The 19,312-nt window shown below is 74.5% G+C and carries 20 protein-coding genes and 1 pseudogene; 10 read left to right on the top strand and 11 right to left on the bottom strand.

All coding sequences use genetic code 11. The features are described 5' to 3' along the window. Positions 1-370 precede the first annotated feature (370 nt). The 3 genes from fabG to ABD254_RS16115 all read left to right on the top strand — a co-directional run bounded on the left by fabG (position 371) and on the right by ABD254_RS16115 (position 2,192). Positions 371-1,135 carry a 3-oxoacyl-ACP reductase FabG gene (gene fabG / locus ABD254_RS16125; protein WP_344249588.1) on the top strand — a complete coding sequence of 255 codons (765 nt, stop codon included), beginning with the start codon at positions 371-373 and terminating at the stop codon, positions 1,133-1,135. A 26-nt stretch (positions 1,136-1,161) separates the two neighbouring features. Further along, positions 1,162-1,647, top strand: a complete 486-nt coding sequence (locus ABD254_RS16120; protein ID WP_344249587.1) for a MaoC family dehydratase — start codon at positions 1,162-1,164, stop codon at positions 1,645-1,647. A 62-nt stretch (positions 1,648-1,709) separates the two neighbouring features. Then, positions 1,710-2,192 carry a pyridoxamine 5'-phosphate oxidase family protein gene (locus ABD254_RS16115; RefSeq protein WP_344249586.1) on the top strand — a complete coding sequence of 161 codons (483 nt, stop codon included), beginning with the start codon at positions 1,710-1,712 and terminating at the stop codon, positions 2,190-2,192. A 37-nt stretch (positions 2,193-2,229) separates the two neighbouring features. Here ABD254_RS16115 and ABD254_RS16110 read toward each other — a convergent pair whose 3' ends face one another. Both ABD254_RS16110 and ABD254_RS16105 read right to left on the bottom strand, forming a co-directional pair. Then, positions 2,230-3,453, bottom strand: a complete 1,224-nt coding sequence (locus tag ABD254_RS16110; protein WP_344249585.1) for an acetyl-CoA C-acetyltransferase — start codon at positions 3,451-3,453, stop codon at positions 2,230-2,232. Between the two features lie 55 nt (positions 3,454-3,508). Then, the gene (locus ABD254_RS16105; RefSeq protein WP_344249584.1) at positions 3,509-4,774 is read right to left on the bottom strand and encodes an acyl-CoA dehydrogenase family protein; all 1,266 of its coding nucleotides are present in this window, start codon (positions 4,772-4,774) and stop codon (positions 3,509-3,511) included. Positions 4,775-4,873: 99 nt separating this feature from the next. Here ABD254_RS16105 and ABD254_RS16100 point away from each other — a divergent pair, with 99 nt between their 5' ends. The 5 genes from ABD254_RS16100 (at position 4,874) to ABD254_RS16080 (ending at position 10,099) form a co-directional block, all read left to right on the top strand. Next, the gene (locus tag ABD254_RS16100) at positions 4,874-5,545 is read left to right on the top strand and encodes a QsdR family transcriptional regulator (RefSeq protein WP_344249583.1); all 672 of its coding nucleotides are present in this window, start codon (positions 4,874-4,876) and stop codon (positions 5,543-5,545) included. 48 nt (positions 5,546-5,593) lie between these two features. Beyond that, the gene (locus tag ABD254_RS16095) at positions 5,594-6,061 is read left to right on the top strand and encodes an acyl-CoA thioesterase (RefSeq protein WP_344249582.1); all 468 of its coding nucleotides are present in this window, start codon (positions 5,594-5,596) and stop codon (positions 6,059-6,061) included. Positions 6,062-6,176: 115 nt separating this feature from the next. Further along, positions 6,177-7,244, top strand: coding sequence for a phosphotransferase family protein (locus ABD254_RS16090; protein WP_344249581.1), 1,068 nt, complete (start codon positions 6,177-6,179; stop codon positions 7,242-7,244). Position 7,245: 1 nt separating this feature from the next. Next, complete coding sequence (locus tag ABD254_RS16085; protein WP_344249580.1) at positions 7,246-8,448, top strand: acyl-CoA dehydrogenase family protein; 1,203 nt, start codon at positions 7,246-7,248, stop codon at positions 8,446-8,448. Positions 8,449-8,509: 61 nt separating this feature from the next. Further along, positions 8,510-10,099, top strand: coding sequence for an AMP-binding protein (locus ABD254_RS16080; RefSeq protein ID WP_344249579.1), 1,590 nt, complete (start codon positions 8,510-8,512; stop codon positions 10,097-10,099). Between the two features lie 64 nt (positions 10,100-10,163). On the opposite strand, the gene ABD254_RS16075 is transcribed toward ABD254_RS16080, so the two are convergent. The 9 genes from ABD254_RS16075 to ABD254_RS16035 form a co-directional block, all read right to left on the bottom strand. Beyond that, a complete protein-coding gene (locus ABD254_RS16075) occupies positions 10,164-11,450 on the bottom strand; it encodes an ABC transporter substrate-binding protein (protein ID WP_344249577.1) in 1,287 nt (428 codons plus the stop codon). A 5-nt stretch (positions 11,451-11,455) separates the two neighbouring features. Further along, positions 11,456-12,562 carry a branched-chain amino acid ABC transporter permease gene (locus ABD254_RS16070; RefSeq protein WP_344249575.1) on the bottom strand — a complete coding sequence of 369 codons (1,107 nt, stop codon included), beginning with the start codon at positions 12,560-12,562 and terminating at the stop codon, positions 11,456-11,458. Further along, positions 12,559-13,437, bottom strand: a complete 879-nt coding sequence (locus tag ABD254_RS16065; RefSeq protein ID WP_344249573.1) for an ABC transporter permease subunit — start codon at positions 13,435-13,437, stop codon at positions 12,559-12,561. Before ABD254_RS16065 ends, ABD254_RS16070 begins: the two co-directional genes overlap by 4 nt. Before the next feature lie 9 nt (positions 13,438-13,446). Beyond that, a complete protein-coding gene (locus ABD254_RS16060) occupies positions 13,447-14,259 on the bottom strand; it encodes an ABC transporter ATP-binding protein (protein WP_344249572.1) in 813 nt (270 codons plus the stop codon). After that, a complete protein-coding gene (locus ABD254_RS16055) occupies positions 14,256-15,059 on the bottom strand; it encodes an ABC transporter ATP-binding protein (protein WP_344249570.1) in 804 nt (267 codons plus the stop codon). The genes ABD254_RS16060 and ABD254_RS16055 overlap by 4 nt, the downstream gene beginning before the upstream one ends. Positions 15,060-15,229: 170 nt before the next feature. Next, the gene (locus tag ABD254_RS16050) at positions 15,230-15,967 is read right to left on the bottom strand and encodes a glucose 1-dehydrogenase (RefSeq protein ID WP_344249569.1); all 738 of its coding nucleotides are present in this window, start codon (positions 15,965-15,967) and stop codon (positions 15,230-15,232) included. Beyond that, positions 15,964-17,019 carry an NADPH:quinone oxidoreductase family protein gene (locus ABD254_RS16045; protein WP_344249568.1) on the bottom strand — a complete coding sequence of 352 codons (1,056 nt, stop codon included), beginning with the start codon at positions 17,017-17,019 and terminating at the stop codon, positions 15,964-15,966. The genes ABD254_RS16050 and ABD254_RS16045 overlap by 4 nt, the downstream gene beginning before the upstream one ends. 39 nt (positions 17,020-17,058) lie before the next feature. Then, positions 17,059-17,652, bottom strand: coding sequence for a TetR/AcrR family transcriptional regulator (locus ABD254_RS16040; RefSeq protein ID WP_344249567.1), 594 nt, complete (start codon positions 17,650-17,652; stop codon positions 17,059-17,061). Positions 17,653-17,664: 12 nt separating this feature from the next. Then, a complete protein-coding gene (locus ABD254_RS16035; protein ID WP_344249565.1) occupies positions 17,665-18,408 on the bottom strand; it encodes an SDR family oxidoreductase in 744 nt (247 codons plus the stop codon). 129 nt (positions 18,409-18,537) lie between these two features. Between ABD254_RS16035 and ABD254_RS16030 the strand changes: the two genes are divergently transcribed. Together ABD254_RS16030 and ABD254_RS16025 are read left to right on the top strand one after the other, a co-directional pair. Beyond that, positions 18,538-19,068: a YbhB/YbcL family Raf kinase inhibitor-like protein gene (locus tag ABD254_RS16030; RefSeq protein ID WP_344249564.1), complete on the top strand. Its 531-nt coding sequence runs from the start codon at positions 18,538-18,540 to the stop codon at positions 19,066-19,068. Next, positions 19,065-19,312, top strand: a pseudogene (locus tag ABD254_RS16025) (YbaK/EbsC family protein); the annotation flags it as partial. The gene ABD254_RS16030 and the pseudogene ABD254_RS16025, both read left to right, overlap by 4 nt.

Genomic DNA, 19,312 nt, shown 5'->3' with positions numbered 1-19,312 from the left:
CACCACACGCAGGGACGCGCGGCGCAGCAGTCGCCTGTCATTCGAACATTCGTTCGAACAGGTCCAGTAGACGCCGGGGCAGGACGGCCTGTCAACCGCGCAGGTCGCGCCCCCAAGAACGGTGTCTCGTGTACGCTGCATCTCGCATACCGCGCAGTCGGTATGTCGATGCCTGTCGAGATCGGCGCCGCCACGGTCCAGACTGAGGGGCGCCAGCAACGACGACGAGGAGGTCGTGCCCGTGCAGATCGTCGGCGTCCCGCCGCGCACCGTCGCACCCTCGTCCCCCCGCCCAACAGCGCCCGCGCATCCCACGCCGACCCCGCACCGGGACCCCGCACCCGGACCCGCACCGAGGAGAGGAACCCGCATGACCGACCAGCCACAGCCGCGCACCGCGATCGTCACCGGAGGAGCACGCGGCATCGGCGCCGCGACCGCCCGCCGCCTGGCCGCCGACGGGCACGCCGTCGCCGTCCTCGACCTGCTCGAGGACCAGGCCGCCGAGACCGCCGCGGCCATCGTCTCGGACGGCGGCCGCGCCGTCGGGCTCGGCGCGGACGTCTCCGACGCCGAGGCCGTCGAGGCCGCCGTCGCCCGCGTGACCGAGGAGCTGGGCGCGCCCACGATCCTGGTCAACAACGCCGGGATCCTGCGCGACAACCTGCTGTTCAAGATGTCCGAGGACGACTGGGACGCCGTGCTGCGCGTGCACCTGCGCGGCGCGTTCCTCATGAGCCGGGCCGTGCAGGCGCACATGGTCGCCGCGACGTGGGGCCGCATCGTCAACCTGTCCAGCACGTCGGCGCTCGGCAACCGCGGCCAGGCGAACTACGCCGCCGCGAAGGCCGGGATGCAGGGGTTCACCAAGACCCTCGCGATCGAGCTGGGCAAGTTCGGCGTCACGGCCAACGCCGTCGCGCCGGGCGTCATCGCCACCGACATGATCGCCGCCACCGCCGAGCGCATCAGCATGCCCCTGGAGGACTACCTCGCCGCGGCCGCGAAGGACGTGCCGGTGGGCCGGGTCGGACGGCCGGAGGACATCGCCGCCGCCGTCGCGTTCTTCTGCTCCGAGGAGGCGTCGTTCGTCTCCGGCCAGGTGCTCTACGTGGCGGGCGGGCCGAAGGCATGAGCACCGAAGGCATGAGCACCGAAGGCATGAGCACCGTGACCAGCACACCGAGCGCGCCCATCCACGTCCCCTCGGTCGCCGCGCTCGCCGACGCCGTCGGGCAGCGGGCCACCGGCGAGTGGTTCACGATCGAGCAGGCCCGCATCGACGCGTTCGCCGACGCCACCGAGGACCACCAGTGGATCCACCTCGACGCCGAGCGGGCGGCGTCGGGCCCGTTCGGCACGACGATCGCGCACGGGTTCCTCACGCTGTCGCTGCTCCCCCGGCTGGCGTCGTCGCTGGTCGAGGTGGGGGGCGTCGCGATGGCGATGAACTACGGCCTGGACCGGGTGCGCTTCCTGAACCCCGTGACAGCCGGCTCCCGCGTGCGCGCGACGACGGAGCTCACCGGCGCGGAGACCGTCGCCCAGGGGGTGCGCCTGTCCTCGACCGTGACGATCGAGATCGAGGGCGTCGACAAGCCGGCGCTCGTCGCGCAGACCCTGGCGCTCTACGTCCCCGAGGCGTGAGCTTCCGGACCGAGCGCGGGCCGTCCTGCCCGACCGGAGCGCGGTCGGGCAGGATGGCGCCCATGACGAACCCGCAGGCCACGACGTCCCCTCGCACCCGCGACCAGCGCCGCGCCGACACGCTGGCGATGCTGAGCACCCCTGTGCGTGACGTGTGGGTGGCCACCGCCTCCGTGGCCGACGACGGCACCGCCGTGCCCTACCTGGTGCCGCTGTCGATGGCGTGGATCGACGACCGGGTCGTGCTCGCGCTGGAAGCGACGTCGCGCACGGGCCGCAACCTGCTCGCCACCGGCACCGGACGGCTCTCGCTCGGCGGCACGCGCGACGTCGTCATGATCGACGCCGACCTCGAGCGCTCCGTCCGGGTCGCGGAGGCACCGCCGGAGATCGCCGAGGGGTACGCCGCGCAGGCGGACTGGGACCCGCGGCCCGGCGGCGCCGACGACGTCTACCTCGTGCTGCGCCCGCGCCGCATCCAGGCCTGGCGCGAGGTGGACGAGCTGCCCGGCCGCCTGCTCATGTGCGACGGCGAGTGGCTCTGATCCGGGGCCTTCCCGCTCACCGGGCCGGGGCCGGCGCTCAGACGCGCTCCAGCACCATCGCCATCCCCTGCCCGCCGCCGACGCACATGGCCTCCAGGCCGTAGCGGCGATCGGTGGCCTCCAGGCCGTTGATGAGCGTCGAGGTGAGGCGGGCGCCGGTCATGCCGAACGGGTGACCGACGGCAATGGCGCCGCCGTGCACGTTGAGCCGCTCGGGGTCGACGCCGAGCTCGCGGGCCGAGGGGATCACCTGGGCGGCGAACGCCTCGTTGATCTCCACGAGCCCCATGTCCTCGATGCCCAGCCCGGCGCGGGACAGGGCCTGGCGGCTCGCCTCGACGGGGCCGAGGCCCATGATCTCGGGCGACAGGCCGGTCACCCCGGTGGAGACGACGCGGGCGAGCGGCGTCAGACCGAGCTCGTCCACGACCCGGCCGGAGACCACGACGACGGCGGCCGCGCCGTCGTTGAGCGGACACGCGTTGCCGGCGGTCACGGTGCCGTCGGGCCGGAACACGGGCTCGAGGGTCGCGAGCCTCTCGACGGTGGTGCCCGGCCGCGGCCCGTCGTCGGCCGTGACGAGGGTGCCGTCGTCGAGCCGCACGGGCGTGATGTCCCGCTCCCAGAAACCGTCCGCGATCGCCTTGGCCGCACGCTGCTGGCTGCGGGCGGCGAACTCGTCCTGCTCGGCGCGCGAGATCCCGTGCAGCGCGGCGACGTTCTCCGCCGTCTGCCCCATCGCGACGTACGGGTCGGGCAGCAGCCCGTCGGCCCTCGGGTCGTGCCAGGCGGGGGCGCCGCCCCCGGCGCGCTCGGCGGTCCGCTCGACGGCGGCGGCGAACCGCGGGTTGAGAAGGTCGACGCCGGGGATGTCGTCGCTGGAGCCGACGGCCATGCCGCTGACGGACTCCGCGCCGGCGGAAACGAACACGTCGCCCTCCCCCGCCTTGATCGCGTGGAACGCCATCCGGGTGGTCTGCAGGCTGGACGAGCAGTAGCGCGTCACCGTGGTGCCGGGCACGGTGTCCCAGCCCGCCAGCACGGCCACGACGCGGGCCATGTTCATGCCCTGCCGGCCGCCGGGCAGGCCGCAGCCCAGCATCAGGTCGTCGATGCGGGCCGGGTCGAGCCCGGGCACCTTCTCGACGGCGGCCAGCACCATCCGGGCGGCGAGGTCGTCGGCGCGCACGCCGGCCAGGGACCCCTTGTACGCGCGGCCGATCGGCGACCGCGCGGTGGCGACGATGTACGCCTCGGTCATGGTTCTCCTTCGCTGTTCTGGGTCGTCGGGCCGGTCTCGGTGGTCAGGGCACGGTTCAGACGAACGCGGCGTGACCGGTGATCTCGCGCCCGACGATGAGGTTGTTCATGTCGCGGGTGCCCTCGAACGTGTACACGGCCTCGGCGTCGGCGAAGTAGCGCGCGACGCCGGCGTCGAGCGTGATGCCGTTGCCGCCGCACACCTCGCGGCACAGCGCGACGGTCTCGCGCATCCGGGTGGTGACGAACGACTTGGCCATCGCCGCGTGCGCGTCGCGCTGGGTGCCGGCGTCCTGCAGCTGCGACACGCGCACGCAGACGGCGAGGCTCGCGGTGACGTTGGCGAGCGCGGTCGCGAGCTTGTCCTGGACGAGCTGGTAGCTGGCGATCGGGTTGCCGAACTGCTCGCGCTCCTTCGTGTACGCGACGGCGGCCTCGTAGGCGCCGATCATGGTGCCGAGCGACTGCCACGCCACGCCGTCGCGGGTCACGCGCAGCACCTTGGCGACGTCCTTGAAGCTGTCGATCCCCTGCAGCCGGTCGGCCTCGGCGACCTCGACGCCGTCGAGCACGATGTCCGCGTTCTGGACGATCCGCAGCGACTGCTTGCGCTCGATCTTGGTGGCCGTGAACCCCGGCGCCCCCTTGCGGACGAGGAAGCCCTTGACCTGGTCGTCGGCGGTGTCCTTGGCCCAGATCACGACGACGTCGGCGAACGTGGCGTTGCCGATCCAGCGCTTGGCGCCGTTCAGCACCCAGGTGTCGCCGTGGCGGGTCGCGGTGGTGCGCAGCCCCTTGGCGGTGTCGGAGCCGGACAGCGGCTCGGTCAGCCCGAAGGCGCCGATGAGGTCGCCGCGCGCCATCGGCGGGAGCCACTGTGCACGCTGTTCTGGCGAGCCACCCAGGCCTATCGAGCTCATCGCCAGGCCGCTGGAGACGCCGATGAACGTGCAGAACGAGGAGTCCACGCGGGCCAGCTCCATGCCGACCCAGCCGCGGAACACCGCGGAGGTCTCGAACCCGGCCGTCTCGGACCAGGCCGCGCCGACGGTGCCGAGCTCGGCGAACGGCTTGAACAGGTGCACCGGGCACTCGGCCCGCTCCCAGTAGTCGTCGGCGAGGGGGCGCACCTCGCGCTCCATGAACTCGCGGACCGCCAGCGCCGCCCGCTGCTCGCGCGGGGTGAGCACGTCCTGGAAGCCGTAGAAGTCGGCGTCCAGGCGGGGCGGGGCCGCGAGGTCGGGCGCCGCGGCGGGAGTCGGGGCCGGGGCCGGCGCGGTGGGAGTCGGGGCCGCGGTCGCGGCCGGGGAGGTGAACGTCATCGTTGCTCCGATCGTCGTCGAACTCCGTCAGTGTGCACCACGGTGCATCATTTTCCAAGATGTTGCACAACGGTCGTCGCGCCGCACTAGGCTGCGGCCATGCCGGACACCGCCGACCGCACCGACACGACGACCGCGCCGAGCGCCGTGAGCCCGATCGCGAGCGTCGGGCTCGACGCCGCCCCCACGGCCCTGTCCGCCCGCCTCGCGCCCGGCGCCCACGCCGACGCGCGCCGGGCGTTCGACCTCGCCCGCGAGGCGTTCGTCGCCGGGAACCGGATCGACATGGGCCCGCTGGCGGCGAGCCTGGGCGTCGACCGGACGTCGGTGTTCCGCTGGGTCGGCAACCGCGACGCGCTCCTGACCGAGGTGCTCTGGTCGCTCGCCGTCCCGACGCTGGTCCAGGCGGACCGCGCCGCCGAGCACGCGAGGGGCGCGGAGCGCGTCGCCGCCCTGCTCACCCACTTCGCCACCGACCTCATCGCGGCCGGCTACTTCCGCGACTTCCTGCGCCGCGAGCCGGCCCGCGCCCTGCGCCTGCTGACCACCAAGGCCGGCCCGATCCAGCGGCGCTACACCGCTACGGCCGAGTGGCTCGTGCGCACGCACCTCGGCGACGACCCGTTCGGCGGCGCCATCGACCCGCCGACGCTCGCCTACCTGCTCGTGCGCGTCTCGGAGTCGTTCACCTACGCCGACCTCATCGCCGGCGAGGAGCCGAGCCCCGACGGCGCCCGCACCGCGTTCCGCCACCTGCTGCGCGTCGCCTGACGCGCCAGCCAGCCCGAGCCGGCCCGGCGCCGAGCCGAAGGAGACCCGATGCCCCGCGTCCGCCACCCGTTCCCGCTGCGCTGGAACGACAACGACCAGTACGGCCACGTCAACAGCACCGTCTACTACGAGGCGATGGACACGGCCGTCAACGCCTGGATGATCGCTCGCGGCGGGCTCGACCCCGCGGGCGACGTCATCGGGCTGTGCGTCGCGTCGTCGTGCGAGTTCCGCGCGTCCGCGTCGTACCCCGAGGGGCTCGAGGTCGCGATCGGCGTCGGGAAGGTCGGGCGGACCAGCCTCACCTGGGACCTGCACATCCTGCGGGCCCCCGACGGCGGAAGCGCAGCGGGCGACGACGTGGACGACGGCAGGGACGACGGCGCCGCGCCGATCGCCGTCGGCCGGTTCACGCACGTGTTCGTCGACGCCACGACGCGGCGCCCGGTGCCGGTGCCTGAGCAGCTCCGCGCCGCCGTCGCGCAGCTGGTCGTCGTACCGCAGCACTCCGACTGAACCGCGCGAGCGGCGACCGGCACGGAGCTCGGGAGACGGCGTGCTCGCCACCATACCGACCGCGCGGTATGCTCGCCGGGTCCCGACGACGAAGACGACGGAAAGCAGGTCGACGATGACCGACGTGCCCGGCCTGGACTGCGCCGGCCTGACCCGCTGGCTGGCGGGCGCCCACCCCGACCTCGCGGACGGCGAGCTGTCCGCGAGCGTGATCGCGGGCGGCCGGAGCAACCTCACCTACCGGGTCGACGGCGCCCGCCTCCCCCTCGTGCTGCGCCGCCCGCCGCTGGGTCACGTGCTGTCCAGCGCCCACGACATGGGCCGTGAGCACCGGGTGATCTCCTCGCTCGCGGGCAGCGCCGTCCCCGTCCCACGGACGATCGACCTCGTCGACGACACCGCGGCCCGCGACGTGACCGGCACCGCCTTCTTCGTCATGGAACGAGTGGACGGCACCGTGCTCGCCCGGCCCGGGCAGAACGCCGCCTACGCCCCCGCGGGGTTGCACGCCCTCGGCCTCGAGCTCGCCGGCACGCTCGCCGACCTGCACGCCGTCGACCCGGCCGCGGTCGGGCTCGCCGACTTCGGCCGCCCCGCCGGGTACCTCGAGCGCCAGCTCACCACGTGGAGGCGCCAGTACGACGCCTCCCGCTCGCGCGAGATCCCGGCCCTCGACGCCCTGCAGGACGCGCTCGCCACCCGGCTCCCCGCCGGGAACGACAGGAGCGCCGTCGTGCACGGCGACTACCGCCTCGACAACGCCATCGTCGCCGGACCGCCCCACGCCCCGCACGTCGCCGCCGTCCTCGACTGGGAGATGGCCACCCTCGGCGACCCGCTGGTCGACCTCGGCATGCTCGGCCTGTACTGGGACATCAACGCCGTCACCGACGGGCACGGCGCGACGAGCGCGGTCGTCCCCGGCGCCGGCTACCCCGAGTTCGACGAGCTCGCCGACGCCTACGCCGCCCGGTCGGGCGCCGTCCTGCCGGACCTCGGCTGGTACCGCGCCTTCGCCGCCTACAAGCTCGCCGTGATCCTCGAGGGGATCCATGTCCGCTACCGCGCGGGCGAGACCGTCGGCGACGGCTTCGAGGTCATCGGCGAGCTCGTCGAGCCGCTCGCAGCCGACGGCCTGACCCGCGCCACCGCGACCAGGTCCACGACCGGGACGGTGGCCTGACATGGACTTCGCCCCCGACCGACGCAGTGCCCAGCTCACCGACCAGGTCAGGACGTTCCTGCACGAGCGGGTGCTGCCCGCCGAGCCCGTCCTCGACGCCCAGCTCGCCGCCACGCCGGACCAGTGGTCGTTCCGGCCCGTCGTCCACGAGCTCCGCGCCGCTGCCCGCGCCGAGGGTCTGTGGAACCTCTTCCTGCCCGGGGAGCACGGCGCCGGCCTGACCAACCTCCAGTACGCGCCGCTGGCCGAGCTCACGGGCTGGAGCCCGCGCCTCGCGCCGGTCGCGCTCAACTGCGCGGCCCCGGACACCGGCAACATGGAGCTGCTCGCGCACTTCGGCACGCCCGAGCAGCGCGAGCGCTGGCTCGACCCGCTGCTCGACGCACGCATCCGCTCCGCGTTCTGCATGACCGAGCCCGACGTCGCCTCGTCGGACGCCACGCAGATCGGCACCCGGATCCGCCGCGACGGCGACGACCTGGTGATCTCCGGCCGCAAGTGGTGGTCCACGGGCGCGATGAGCCCCGACGCCGCGCTGCTCGTCGTCATGGGCAAGACCGACCCCGACGCGCCGCGGCACCGCCAGCAGTCCATGGTGCTCGTCGGTCGCGACACCCCGGGCGTCACGGTGGTGCGGCCGCTGTCGGTCTTCGGCTACGACGACCGCGACCACGGCGGGCACGCCGAGATCGTGTTCGACGACGTCCGCGTCCCGGCGTCGGCTCTGCTGGGCGGCGAGGGCGACGGTTTCGCCATCGCCCAGGCCCGCCTCGGCCCGGGGCGCATCCACCACTGCATGCGCGCCCTCGGCACGGCCGAGCGCGCCCTGGCGCTCGCCGGCGAGCGCGCCCGCACCCGCGTGGCGTTCGGCCGCCCGCTCGCCGAGCAGGGCGTGGTCCGCGAGTGGGTCGCGAACGCGCGGATCGAGGTCGAGGCGCTGCGGCTGCTCGTGCTCAAGACCGCCTGGCTCATGGACACCGTCGGCAACAGGCAGGCGATGACCGAGATCCAGGCGATCAAGATCGCCGTCCCGCGCGCGGTGCAGGCCATCCTCGACCGGGTCATGCAGCTCTTCGGCGCCGCCGGGCTGTCGGGCGACCAGCCGCTGGCCGAGATGTTCGCCGGGGCGCGGGCGCTGCGGCTCGCCGACGGCCCGGACGAGGTGCACCTGAGCGCTCTCGGCAGGGCCGAGCTCCGCCCCTGAACCGGCCGGCTCAGGGGCACCCGACACGAGTCCACGATGGACGACGACGAGAGGACCGGACATGACGCACACCCCCGACGAGGCCGTCGACGGCCCCGGCTTCGGGACCCTGTCCCTGGCCAGCATCCTGGCCGAGACGGCGACGCGCTCCCCCGAGCGCCCCGCCCTGCACTTCATGGGCGCCACCACCCGGTACGGCGAGCTGTGGGACCAGGCCCGCGCCTACGCCGGCGCGATGGCGGCCCGCGGCATCGGCCGCGGCGACCGGGTCGCGATCGTCGTGCCCAACGTCCCCGACTTCCCCCGGGCGTTCTACGCGGCGCAGGCGCTCGGCGCCGTCGTCGTGCCCGTGCACCTGCTGTTCAAGGCGCGCGAGATCGAGTTCGTGCTGCGCGACAGCGGCGCGGATCTCGTCGTGGTCGCGGCCCCGCTGCTCGGCGAGGCGCTGCCCGCGGCCCGGGCGGCCGGCGTCCCGCTGGTCACGGTCCTGGCCCCGCCGGTGGACGCCGGCGGGCCCGACCTGCCCCGGCTGGAGGACGAGGCCGCCGCCGCCGAGCCCCTGGCGCGGCACGTGGCGGTGCACCCGACCGACGCGGCGACGATCCTGTACACCAGCGGCACCACGGGCACGCCCAAGGGCGCCGTGGGCTCGCACCTGGCCGCCGTCGAACAGGTGCACTGCTCCCTCATCGACTCCTTCGACCTCAAGCCGGACGACGTCGTGTTCGGCGGGCTGCCGCTGTTCCACGCCTTCGGGCAGATGGCCGTCATGAACATCGCGTTCCGGGTCGGCGCGTCGATCATCCTGCTGCCCCAGTTCGACCCGGACGCGGCGCTCGGGCTGCTCGAGGCGCACGGCGCCACGGTGTTCACCGCGGTGCCGACGATGTTCGTCGGCATGATCGAGGCCGCCGGGCGCAGCGCGGCCCGCCCGCCCCTGCGGTACGCCGTCTCCGGCGGCGCGGCCCTGCCGACGGCGGTGCTCGAGGCCTTCTCGGAGGCCTACGGCGCCGAGGTGCACGAGGGCTACGGGCTCACCGAGACGTCACCCTCGGTGTCGTTCAACGTCGTCGGGGAGCCGATCCGCCCGGGCACCGTGGGCCGGTCGATGTGGGGCGTCGACGTCGCCGTCGCCGACCCGCTCGAGGAGCGTCGCGTCGAGCTGCTGGCCGAGCCCGGCGCGCTCGGCGAGATCGTGGTGCGCGGCCACAACCTCATGAAGGGCTACCTGGGCCGGCCGGACGCGTCGGCCGGCGTCGTCAGCGACGGCTGGTTCCGCACCGGCGACCTCGGCACCGTCGACGCCGAGGGGATCATCACGATCGTCGACCGCAAGAAGGACATGATCATCCGCAACGGCTACAACGTGTACCCGACGGAGGTGGAGTCCGTGCTGGTCGACCACCCCGACGTCGCGATGGCCGCCGTGTTCGGGCTCGACGACGCCGTGCACGGCCAGGAGATCCACGCCGCCGTGGTCGCCCGGGACGGTCGTACCGTCGACGGCGACGCGCTGCGGGAGTACGTGCGCGAGCGGGTCGCGGCGTTCAAGTACCCGCGCGTCGTGCACGTCGTGGACCGGCTGCCGGTCGGGCCGAGCGGCAAGATCCTCAAGCGGTCGCTGCAGGACCGGTTCGCCCCCGTCCCCTGATCACCTCCCACCGCCGGTCGAGCCTGTCGAGACCCGGGTCTCGACAGGCTCGACCGGCGGTTCGTCACGGGGTGGGGATGCCGTCGTTCTCCAGCGGCACGGGCTCGGCGTCTGCCGCGGAGACCGTCTCGCCGTCGACCCGGTACGTGGCGCCCACGAAGTCCTGCACGCCCTTCGTGACGACGGCGATGCCGACGCCGTCGTAGGCGGCGTGGTCGTCGGCGCCGAAGGTCAGCGGCAGGATGCCGTTGCCGACCAGCTCGCCGGACTCCACCGCCTCGACCAGGGACTCGCGCGTCGGGTCCTCGCCCGCCTGGGCGAGCGCCTCCGCGAACAGGTAGCCGACGCTCATGCCGTAGACCGTGTTGCCGTCGAACGGGGCGCCGTCGTTGTACTCGTCGTTGATCTGCTGGAACAGCTCGTACCAGTCCCCGCCCGGGCTGTTGGGCAGGTAGTTGGCGCTCACGAAGCCCTCCAGCAGCTGCGAGCCGACGTCCTCGCCCAGGAACCCGACGAGCGTCGGGTAGTCGCCGCCCGACGACGAGGAGTACCACTGCGGGAACCAGCCCATCTGCGCGGCGGTGCCGAGCGCCATCGCCGTGAAGCCGTTGATGGTGGCCAGCAGGTTGATCTCGCAGCCGGCCTCCTTCATCGCGCCGATCTGGGCGGTGACGTCCTCGTTGGACGTCGAGTACGTCTGGTACGTCGCCACGCCTTCCGCCCCGAGGGCAAGCTCGACGCCCTCGAGGAAGGTCTCGCCGAAGTCGTCGTCCTGGCCGAGCACGCAGACGACGGCGCCGGGGTTCTCGTCGGCGGCGTACTGCGCCAGGGCCGCGCCCTCGACGACGTAGTCCGCGTTGAACCCGAAGGTGCTCGGGTACTCCTCGGGCTGGTTCCAGGTGGTACTGCCGGAGGCGACGAACAGGTCGGGCACGCCGTTCTGGTCGAGGTAGTCCAGCACCGACGAGTGGGTGGGCGTGCCAAGGCCGCCCAGGATGGCGAAGACCTCGTCCTCCTGGACGAGCTCGCGCACCACGGTCTGCGTGTTCGCCGGGTTGTAGCCGTCGTCCTTGACGACGTACTCGATGGTCCGCCCGTGGATACCGCCGTTCGCGTTGACGTACTCGAAGTACGCCGACGTCGCGGCCGAGATCGACGAGAACCCGGCGGCCGCCGGGCCGGTCAGGGGCTGGTGCGACCCGACCTTCACGGTCTCGTCGTCGATGCCGGGGCTCGCGGCGGCAGGGCTGCTGCACGCGGCGGCGGTGAGGCCGACGCCGACGGCGCAGGCCGCGGCGGAGGCGCGCGTCGCGCGGGAGCGCGCGGCGGGGGTGGGGGTGTGATTCCGCATCGGAGTCACCTCTCTGTGATCGGTCGCGGGTCGGGTCGGGGTTCGGAGGGAGGCAGGCCGGACGGCACGCCGCCCGCAGGGGGCGTGCGGGACAGGCGGCGGCCGGCACGACCGCGCAGTCCGGCGGTGGCCGTGGCGAGACCGCCCGGCCACGCGACGGTCACGGCGATGAGCAGCGCGCCGAAGACGGCGACGGCGAGGTTCCCGGACAACCGCTGCTCGAGGTCGGCGGGCAGGCCCGACGCGAGGGTGTCGACGAACCAGGGCAGCAGGACGACGAGCGCGGCACCGACCGCCGCTCCCCCGACGCTCCCGAGCCCGCCGACCACGACGGCGACCAGGAGCAGCAGGGAGAACGCGAGCGAGTAGCGGCCGGGGCCGACGTTCTGCGTCACGACGGCCAGGACCGCCCCGCCGAGGCCCGCCGCCACCGAGCTGACGACGAAGGCCCCGACCTTGACGCGGGCCGGCGACACCCCGGCGAGCCGCGCCGCGACCTCGTCCCCGTGCACCGCGCGCATGCGCAGCCCGGCGCGGCCGGAGCGCAGCACGACGAGCGGGGTGACGGCGACGGCCGCCACGACGATCGCGATCCAGGCGTGCCACTGCTCGACGACCATGACGCCCGCCAGCAGGCCCGGCACGCCCTCGAACGGCACGCCGAGGCCCTGGTCCTTGCCCAGACCCGGGACCTGGGTCGCCAGGGCTGGCAGCGCGATGACCAGCGCCAGCGTGAGCCCGGCGAGGTACGGGCCGCGCAGCCGGGCGCCGGCGAGGCCGAGCAGTCCCCCGACCGCCCCCGAGATGACCACCGCACCGAGAAGTCCGAGGGCGAACCGGGCCGCGCCGGGGAGCCCGGCCTCAGCCGCCGGACCCGCCACGAGGGCGTACCCGTAGCCGCCGGCGGCCATGAGCACGGCGTGCCCCAGCGAGAGCTGCCCGGTGAGGCCGACGAGCAACGTCAGCCCCGCCGTCGCGCAGAACGTGGCCGCGATCACGGCGAGCTGGTAGTTGCGGAACGGGTCGAGGGCGAACGTGGCGGCGAGGGCCAGGGCGGTGAGGCCCGCGGCGCGCAGGACGATCGAGCGGGTTCTGGTGTCGATGCCGGTCATGCCGTCCGGGCCTCCTTCGCCGCGAAGATGCCGCCCGGGCGGACGAGCAGGACGGTGGTGAGCAGGGCGAGCACCGCCAGCGGCGCCAGGCCCGCCGACGCGTACCCGGTGACGAGGCTGACGAGGACGCCGACGACGACGCCCCCGAGCAGCGCCCCGGCGGGCGAGTCGAGGCCGCCGAGCACCGCGACGGTGAACGCGTGCACGAACAGCACGTCCCCGGAGTGCGCGTTCAGACCGAGCTCGGTGGGCACCAGCAGCAGCACCGCGAGCGCCGCCACCGCGGACGAGAGCATCCAGCCGATCGTCACCATGCGCGGGACGCGGACGCCCAGCAGGCGCGAGACCTCCGGGGCGACCGCCGAGGCCCGCAGCTGCAGGCCGAGCGTGGACCGGTTGAACAGGAGCCCGAGCCCGACGACCACCACCAGCGCCACGACGAGCACGAACAGGTCGTAGCGGGAGAGCACCGGCACGCCGCCGACGTACAGCGGCGACTCGGAGAGCACTGGCGTCATCGGGCGGTGCTTCGCGCCGAACAGGATGCCCAACAGGGACTGCAGCACCATGACCAGCCCGATCGCCACGATCATCCCGGGCATCGGCGTGCGCCCGGCGACGTGCCGCATGAGGCCGCGCTCGACGGCGACCCCGAGGAGCGCCCCGGTGACGAGCGCGGCCAGCAGCGCGAGGAGGTACGAGCCGGTGGCCGCCTCGATGGCGAACGCGACGTACACCGCCATGACCGCCATCGCGGCCTGCGCGAAGTTCACGATCCGGGCGGCGCGCCAGATGATGACGAGGGACAGGGCGAAGAGCGCGATCACGAGGCCGCGCGCGACGCCGGTGGAGACGAGCAGGACGAGCCGGTCCATCGGTACCTCTCAGAATCCCAGGTAGGCGTGTCGCAGGGCAGGGTCGGCGGCGAGGTGGGCGGCGGGCGCGTCCGCGACGACCTCGCCCAGGCTCAGGACGACGCCCCGGTCCGCGATCGACAGCGCGCTGGTGACGTTCTGCTCGGCGAGCAGCACGGTGAGCCCGGTCCGCTGCGCCGCGTCGCGCAGCACACCCATGAGCTGCGCGACGACCCGCGGCGCGAGCCCGAGCGAGGGCTCGTCGAGCAGCAGCACGCGTGGGGCGGCGACCAGCGCGCGGGCGAGGGCGAGCATCTGCCGCTCGCCGCCGGAGAGCTGGTGGCCGAGGCTCGTGCGGCGCCGCGCCAGCGGCTCGAAGAGCTCGTAGCCGCGCGCGACGGCGGCGCGCCGCTCCGCCCGCCCCGGATGGCGCCACAGGGCGCCCAGCTGCAGGTTCTCCTCGACCGTCAGCTCGGACACGACGCTGCGCCCCTCGGGCACCTGCGCCAGCCCGCGCCGCACGCGGTCCTCCACGCTCGCGGTCGCCAGGTCGTCGCCGTCGAGCAGCACCCGCCCGGCCCGCGGGGCCACGAGCCCGGAGAGCGTGCGCAGCAGCGTGGTCTTGCCCGCGCCGTTGGCGCCGAGCAGCGCGACGACCTCGCCGGGGCGCACGGCGAGCGAGAGCCCGTCGATCACCGGGGCCCCGGTGTAGCCGACCGTGAGCCCCTCGACCTCGAGCGCGGGCGCCGTCGCCGGTCCCGGGGCGGACGACGGCGCGGTGCCAGGTGCCGGCACGAACGCGGACCCGGCGCCGGCGGACGTGCGTCCGGTCGCGGCCCTCACGCCGCCACCAGCCCGAGGTAGGCGGCCTCGACGGCGGGGTCGGCGCGCACCTGGTCGGGGGTGCCGCTCGCGACGACGCGGCCGAAGTCGAGCACGACGACCCGGTCCGCCACGTCCATGACGAAGTCCACGTGGTGCTCCACGAGCAGCACGGAGCAGCCGCCGGCGACGACGTCGCGGACGGTGCCCGCGAGCGCGGCGATGTCCTCGGCGCCCAGCCCGCCGGCGGGCTCGTCGAGGAGCAGCAACCGCGGGCGGGTGACGAGCGCGCGGGCCAGCGCGACCCGCTTGCGGTCGGGATAGGGCAGCGCCTCGACCGGCGTGCCCGCGACGTCCAGCAGGCCGAGCCGCTCCAGCACCGCGTCCGCCGCGGCCCTCGGCTCGCTCGGCGCCGCGCCCCCGCGGGCGCCCCGCCGCGGGCCCACGCGCGCGGCGGTGGCCGGGACCAGGACGTTCTCGAGCACCGTCATCCCGTCGAACAGGCCGAGCCCCTGCAGGGTGCGGGCGACGCCCCGGCCGAGCAGGCCCGTGGCCGAGGCTGGGGCGCCGGCCCCGCCGATCCGGACGCTGCCGGACGTCGGGCGGACCAGCCCGCACACGGCGTTGAAGACGGTGGTCTTGCCCGCCCCGTTCGGCCCGATGAGGGCGACGGTCTCGGCGTCGCCCACGGTGAGGTCGACGCCGTCGAGGGCCGTCAGGCCGCCGAAGGAGACGGTGAGGCCGGCCACCTCGAGCCGAGGGGCGGGCGCGGGGACGGCGCCGGGATCCGGGCGGGGCGACGGGCGGGTCGGGCGGGACATCGGCACCTCTTCGTGTCGGGTGCGTCACACCCTAGCCGAAAAACCGACTGGCCGGTATGCACATTGCGACATTCTTAAGAACGTTGCAGTCTCGTGATCGGCGCGGTGCCGCCGCCCGGTCGCCAGCCCGGTCACCAGCCCGGTACGCCGGCGTGTGGGACGTTCGAACCTCAGCGGTGCCCGACGCCGGCGGTCATGCCGCCGTCGACGACGATCTCGGCGCCCGTCATGTACGCCGAGTCGTCGCTCGCGAGGAAGACCACCGCGCCGACGAGGTCGTCCGGCCTGCCACCCCGCCCGAGGGGGATCGGCAGGCGGGAGGGGTCGATCCGCGTCGTCATCGCGGTGTCGACCCAGCCCGGATGCACGGAGTTCGCGCGGATGCCGGCCCGGCCCAGCTCGACCGCGATGGACTTCGTCAGCCCGCGCACGCCGAACTTCGCGGCGACGTACCCGTGCAGCCCCTCGCTGCCGCGCAGCCCCTCGACCGACGAGATGTTGACGATCGACCCGCCCCCGGCGTCGCGCATGACCGGCACCACCGCCTGGCACCCGAGGAACGTCCCGGTGAGGTTCACCGCGATCACCGCGTCCCACTTGGCCCGCGTGTAGTGCTCGAGCGGGCCGGCGTTGGCGATGCCCGCGTTGTTGACGAGGACGTCCACCCCGCCCCATGCCTGGACCGTGGCGGCCACGACGCGCGCCCAGGCCGCGTCGTCCGTGACGTCCAGCGGCTCGAACCGGGCGCGCTCGCCGAGCTCGGAAGCCAGCACCCTGCCCTCGTCCTCGAGCAGGTCGGCGACGACGACGCGCGCACCGGCTCCGTGCAGACCGCGCACGTACGCCGCCCCGAGGCCGCGGGCGCCGCCCGTCACGATCACGACACGGTCGTCCAACCGGCGGGTCACGCGTCGACTCCGTCGGCGACGCGGATCACGAGACGGCCGGTCGTCGTGCCGCCCGCGAGCCGCTGCACGGCGCCGGGTGCATCCTCGAAGCCCACGACCTCGGCCACCACGGGCCGCACGGCGCCGGCGTCCGCGAGCCGCGACAGCTCGGCGTGCGCGGCGTCCACCAGGCCGGGCCGCCGCTGCTGGTACAGCGCCCAGTGCAAGCCGAGCACCGAGTAGTTCTTCACCAGGGCGTGGTTGGCACGCACCGGCGGGACGTCGCCGCTCGCGAAGCCCACGACGACGATCCGGCCCTCGAACGCGATGCACCGCGTCGACTGCTCGAACGACGAGCCGCCGACGGGGTCGAAGACCACGTCGGCCCCGGTACCCGCGGTCAGCTCCTTGACCCGCGCGGCGAGGTTGCCGCCGTCGGCGTCGCGCACGATCACCTGCTCGGCGCCCGCGGCGCGGGCGACGCCGGCCTTGGCCTCGCTGCCCACGACGCCGATCACGCGGGCGCCCGCGGCGGCGCCGAGCTGGCACGCGGCCGTCCCGACCCCGCCCGCGGCGGCGTGCACCAGCAGGGTCTCGCCCGCCCGCAGCCTGGCCCGCCGGTGCAGCCCGAACCACGCCGTCTGGTAGGCGATGGTCAGGGCCGCGGACTGCGCGTCGTCCAGCGCCTCCGGGGCGGGGCGGACCGCGGCGGCCGGCAGCACCGCGTGCTCGGACAGCACGCCGATGGCCGAGCCGACGACCCGCACCCCGGGCTCGATCCCGCGCTCGCCCGCCGGCACGCCCGGCCCGAGCGCGACGACGTCGCCGCAGAGCTCGATGCCCGGGACGAACGGCGGCTCAGGGCGCACCTGGTACTCGCCTCGCGCGAGCAGGACGTCGGGGAAGTTCACGGCGACCGCGCGCACCCGCACACCCACCTCGCCCGGCCCCGGCTGCAGCACCGGGACGCGGTCGAGGCGCAGCACGTCCACGGGCTCGCCGGTGCGGGTCACCCGCCAGGCGCGCATGGTCGTGGGTCCGGTCGCCGTCGCGGGGCTGGGCAGCGTCGTCATCGTCGCTCTCGGTCGCTCTCGTCGGGTGGGCGGTCGGCGTCAGTCGGTGCCGGCGGTGGCGGTGCGGATGCCGCGCAGGAACAGCTCGGTGAGCTGCTGGGCCACCTCGGTCTTGGTCTCGGGCCCCTCGGGCGAGTACCAGTGCGACAGGTAGTGCACGTCGCTGAAGAAGTGCGCGACGAGCACCGAGCGCGGCACGTCGCTGCGGAACACGCCCTCGTCCTGCCCGCGCCGCAGCAGCGCGGCGAACTCGTCGTGGTACTCGCGCCGCCGTTGCGTGACCTCCTTGAGCCGCGGCTCGGCGAGCATGTGCATGCTGCGGAAGAAGACGGTGCCCTCGGGCAGGAAGTCGATCGACGTCTCGACGACGTCGACGCACACCGCCCGCACGACGTCCTCCGCCGCCCCGCCGGCGGCGACGATCTCGTCCAGGTGCGCCTTCTGCAGCGCCAGCATGCGGTCGTAGATGGCGAACAGCAGGTCGTCCTTGGACTGGAAGTAGTGGTACATGGCGCCCTTGGTGACGCCCGCTGCCTCGACGATCTGCTGCACGCTGGTCGTGGCGTACCCCTGGGTGGCGAACAGGTCCAGGGCGGCCGCGGTGACCCGGTCGGCGACGTGGGTGCTCTTCATGGTGCCCATGATTCACCCCACCGGACCGATGCTCGCGCCGCCGTCGATCCGGAGCGTCTGCCCCGTCACCCAGGCCGCGTCGTCCGAGAGCAGGAACGCGACCGGGCCCGCCACGTCGTCCGGCGCCCCGAGGCGCCCGAGCGGGTACCGCGCGACCACCTCCGCCTCCCTGCCCTCGTAGAGCGCGCGCGACAGGTGCGTCTTCACGACGGCGGGCGCCACCGCGTTGACGCGCAGCCGCGGCGCGAGCTCCACGGCGAGCTGCTCGGTGAGGTTGACGAGCGCGGCCTTCGACACCCCGTACAGGGCGATGTTCGGGCTCGCGGCCGTGCCGGCGATCGACGCGGTGTTGACGATCGACCGGGCCAGCCCGGCCGCGACGGCGTCGCGCGTCCACTCGAGCGCGGCGACCACGTTGACGTCGAGGATCTTGCGCACCAGGCCGGGGTCGACGTCCAGCGCGGGCCCCCACGCGGGGTTGATGCCGGCGTTGTTGACCAGGTGGTCGAGCCGGCCGTGCCGCTCGGCGACGTGCTCGAGGACCGCGGCGCGGTGCCCGGGGTCGTCGACCTTGCCGGCGACGGCGGACGCGCGGTCCGGGCCGAGGTCGGCGACCGCCTCGTCGAGCGCCCCGGCCTTGCGGCCCGTCAGGACGACGGACGCCCCCTCGTCGACGAGCCGCCGGGCCACGGCCAGCCCGATCCCCCGGCTGCTGCCCGTGATCAGGGCGACCCTGCCCTCGAACCTGTGCACCATCGACCCTCCGTGTCCGTCCGCGGTCCGTGCGTGCGACCGGCCGCACATGACATACCGGCCGGTCGGTTCGCACCGTATCACGGCGCGGCGCCTTGGCGGCCTCCGGGGCGCGTCGGGCACCATGGCCGCATGGACTTCGACCGCCCGCTCCCGCCGGACCCGTACTCGCTGCTCCCGGTCCCCGCGACCTTCTCGCTCACCAGCCCCGACATCGCCGAGGGCGCCCCGATCGCCCGCGACCACGCCGTCGACGGCGGCAACTCCTCCCCCGCGCTCACGTGGTCCGGGTTCCCCGACGAGACCCGGTCGTTCGTCGTGAGCTGTTTCGACCCGGACGCGCCGACGCCGTCCGGCTACTGGCACTGGCACCTGCTCGACGTCCCCGCCGAGGTCACCTCGCTGGCGCGCGACGCGGGCCGGGCCGACGGCACGGGCCTGCCCGCCGGCGCGTTCCAGCTGCTGAGCGACGGCGGCCAGGTCGGCTTCGAGGGCGCGGGCCCGCCGCCCGGCGACCACGCCCACCGGTACGTCTTCGCGGTGCACGCCCTCGACGTGGCGTCCCTGGGCCTCAGCACCGAGAACACCAACGTGCACGCCGCGTTCAACGTCTTCTTCCACACGCTCGCGCGCGCCACGCTCACGGCGACGTACCAGCGGTGAGCGGGACGGCGGCGCCCGGGCTGCCCGCCCTCGGCGACCTGCCCTGGGCGCCCGCGCTGGAGCACCCCGACCTGCTCGCCGCGCCGGTGGCCGCGGCACTGCGGGCGTGGGCCGCCGGCGACGAGCGGGTGGCCGGCCAGGTCGCGGTGGCCGAGATCGACCCCGACCACGCCGACACCGCGACGCTCAACGAGGTGCACGGCCTGCCGCCGGAGTGGTCGGCGAACTGCGTCGTGGTGGCCGG

This window comes from Isoptericola hypogeus, from assembly GCF_039531145.1.
GTDB lineage: Bacteria > Actinomycetota > Actinomycetes > Actinomycetales > Cellulomonadaceae > Isoptericola > Isoptericola hypogeus.
The sequence above is the reverse complement of the archived record's forward strand: the minus strand, read 5'-3'. Positions and strand labels throughout refer to the sequence as shown.

Coding starts and splice junctions, on each gene's coding strand:
- fabG (WP_344249588.1), top strand. CDS start 371: ATGACCGACCAGCCACAGCCGCGCACCGCGATCGTCACCGGAGGAGCA.
- ABD254_RS16120 (WP_344249587.1), top strand. CDS start 1,162: ATGAGCACCGTGACCAGCACACCGAGCGCGCCCATCCACGTCCCCTCG.
- ABD254_RS16115 (WP_344249586.1), top strand. CDS start 1,710: ATGACGAACCCGCAGGCCACGACGTCCCCTCGCACCCGCGACCAGCGC.
- ABD254_RS16110 (WP_344249585.1), bottom strand. CDS start 3,453: ATGACCGAGGCGTACATCGTCGCCACCGCGCGGTCGCCGATCGGCCGC.
- ABD254_RS16105 (WP_344249584.1), bottom strand. CDS start 4,774: ATGACGTTCACCTCCCCGGCCGCGACCGCGGCCCCGACTCCCACCGCG.
- ABD254_RS16100 (WP_344249583.1), top strand. CDS start 4,874: ATGCCGGACACCGCCGACCGCACCGACACGACGACCGCGCCGAGCGCC.
- ABD254_RS16095 (WP_344249582.1), top strand. CDS start 5,594: ATGCCCCGCGTCCGCCACCCGTTCCCGCTGCGCTGGAACGACAACGAC.
- ABD254_RS16090 (WP_344249581.1), top strand. CDS start 6,177: ATGACCGACGTGCCCGGCCTGGACTGCGCCGGCCTGACCCGCTGGCTG.
- ABD254_RS16085 (WP_344249580.1), top strand. CDS start 7,246: ATGGACTTCGCCCCCGACCGACGCAGTGCCCAGCTCACCGACCAGGTC.
- ABD254_RS16080 (WP_344249579.1), top strand. CDS start 8,510: ATGACGCACACCCCCGACGAGGCCGTCGACGGCCCCGGCTTCGGGACC.
- ABD254_RS16075 (WP_344249577.1), bottom strand. CDS start 11,450: ATGCGGAATCACACCCCCACCCCCGCCGCGCGCTCCCGCGCGACGCGC.
- ABD254_RS16070 (WP_344249575.1), bottom strand. CDS start 12,562: ATGACCGGCATCGACACCAGAACCCGCTCGATCGTCCTGCGCGCCGCG.
- ABD254_RS16065 (WP_344249573.1), bottom strand. CDS start 13,437: ATGGACCGGCTCGTCCTGCTCGTCTCCACCGGCGTCGCGCGCGGCCTC.
- ABD254_RS16055 (WP_344249570.1), bottom strand. CDS start 15,059: ATGTCCCGCCCGACCCGCCCGTCGCCCCGCCCGGATCCCGGCGCCGTC.
- ABD254_RS16045 (WP_344249568.1), bottom strand. CDS start 17,019: ATGACGACGCTGCCCAGCCCCGCGACGGCGACCGGACCCACGACCATG.
- ABD254_RS16040 (WP_344249567.1), bottom strand. CDS start 17,652: ATGAAGAGCACCCACGTCGCCGACCGGGTCACCGCGGCCGCCCTGGAC.
- ABD254_RS16035 (WP_344249565.1), bottom strand. CDS start 18,408: ATGGTGCACAGGTTCGAGGGCAGGGTCGCCCTGATCACGGGCAGCAGC.
- ABD254_RS16030 (WP_344249564.1), top strand. CDS start 18,538: ATGGACTTCGACCGCCCGCTCCCGCCGGACCCGTACTCGCTGCTCCCG.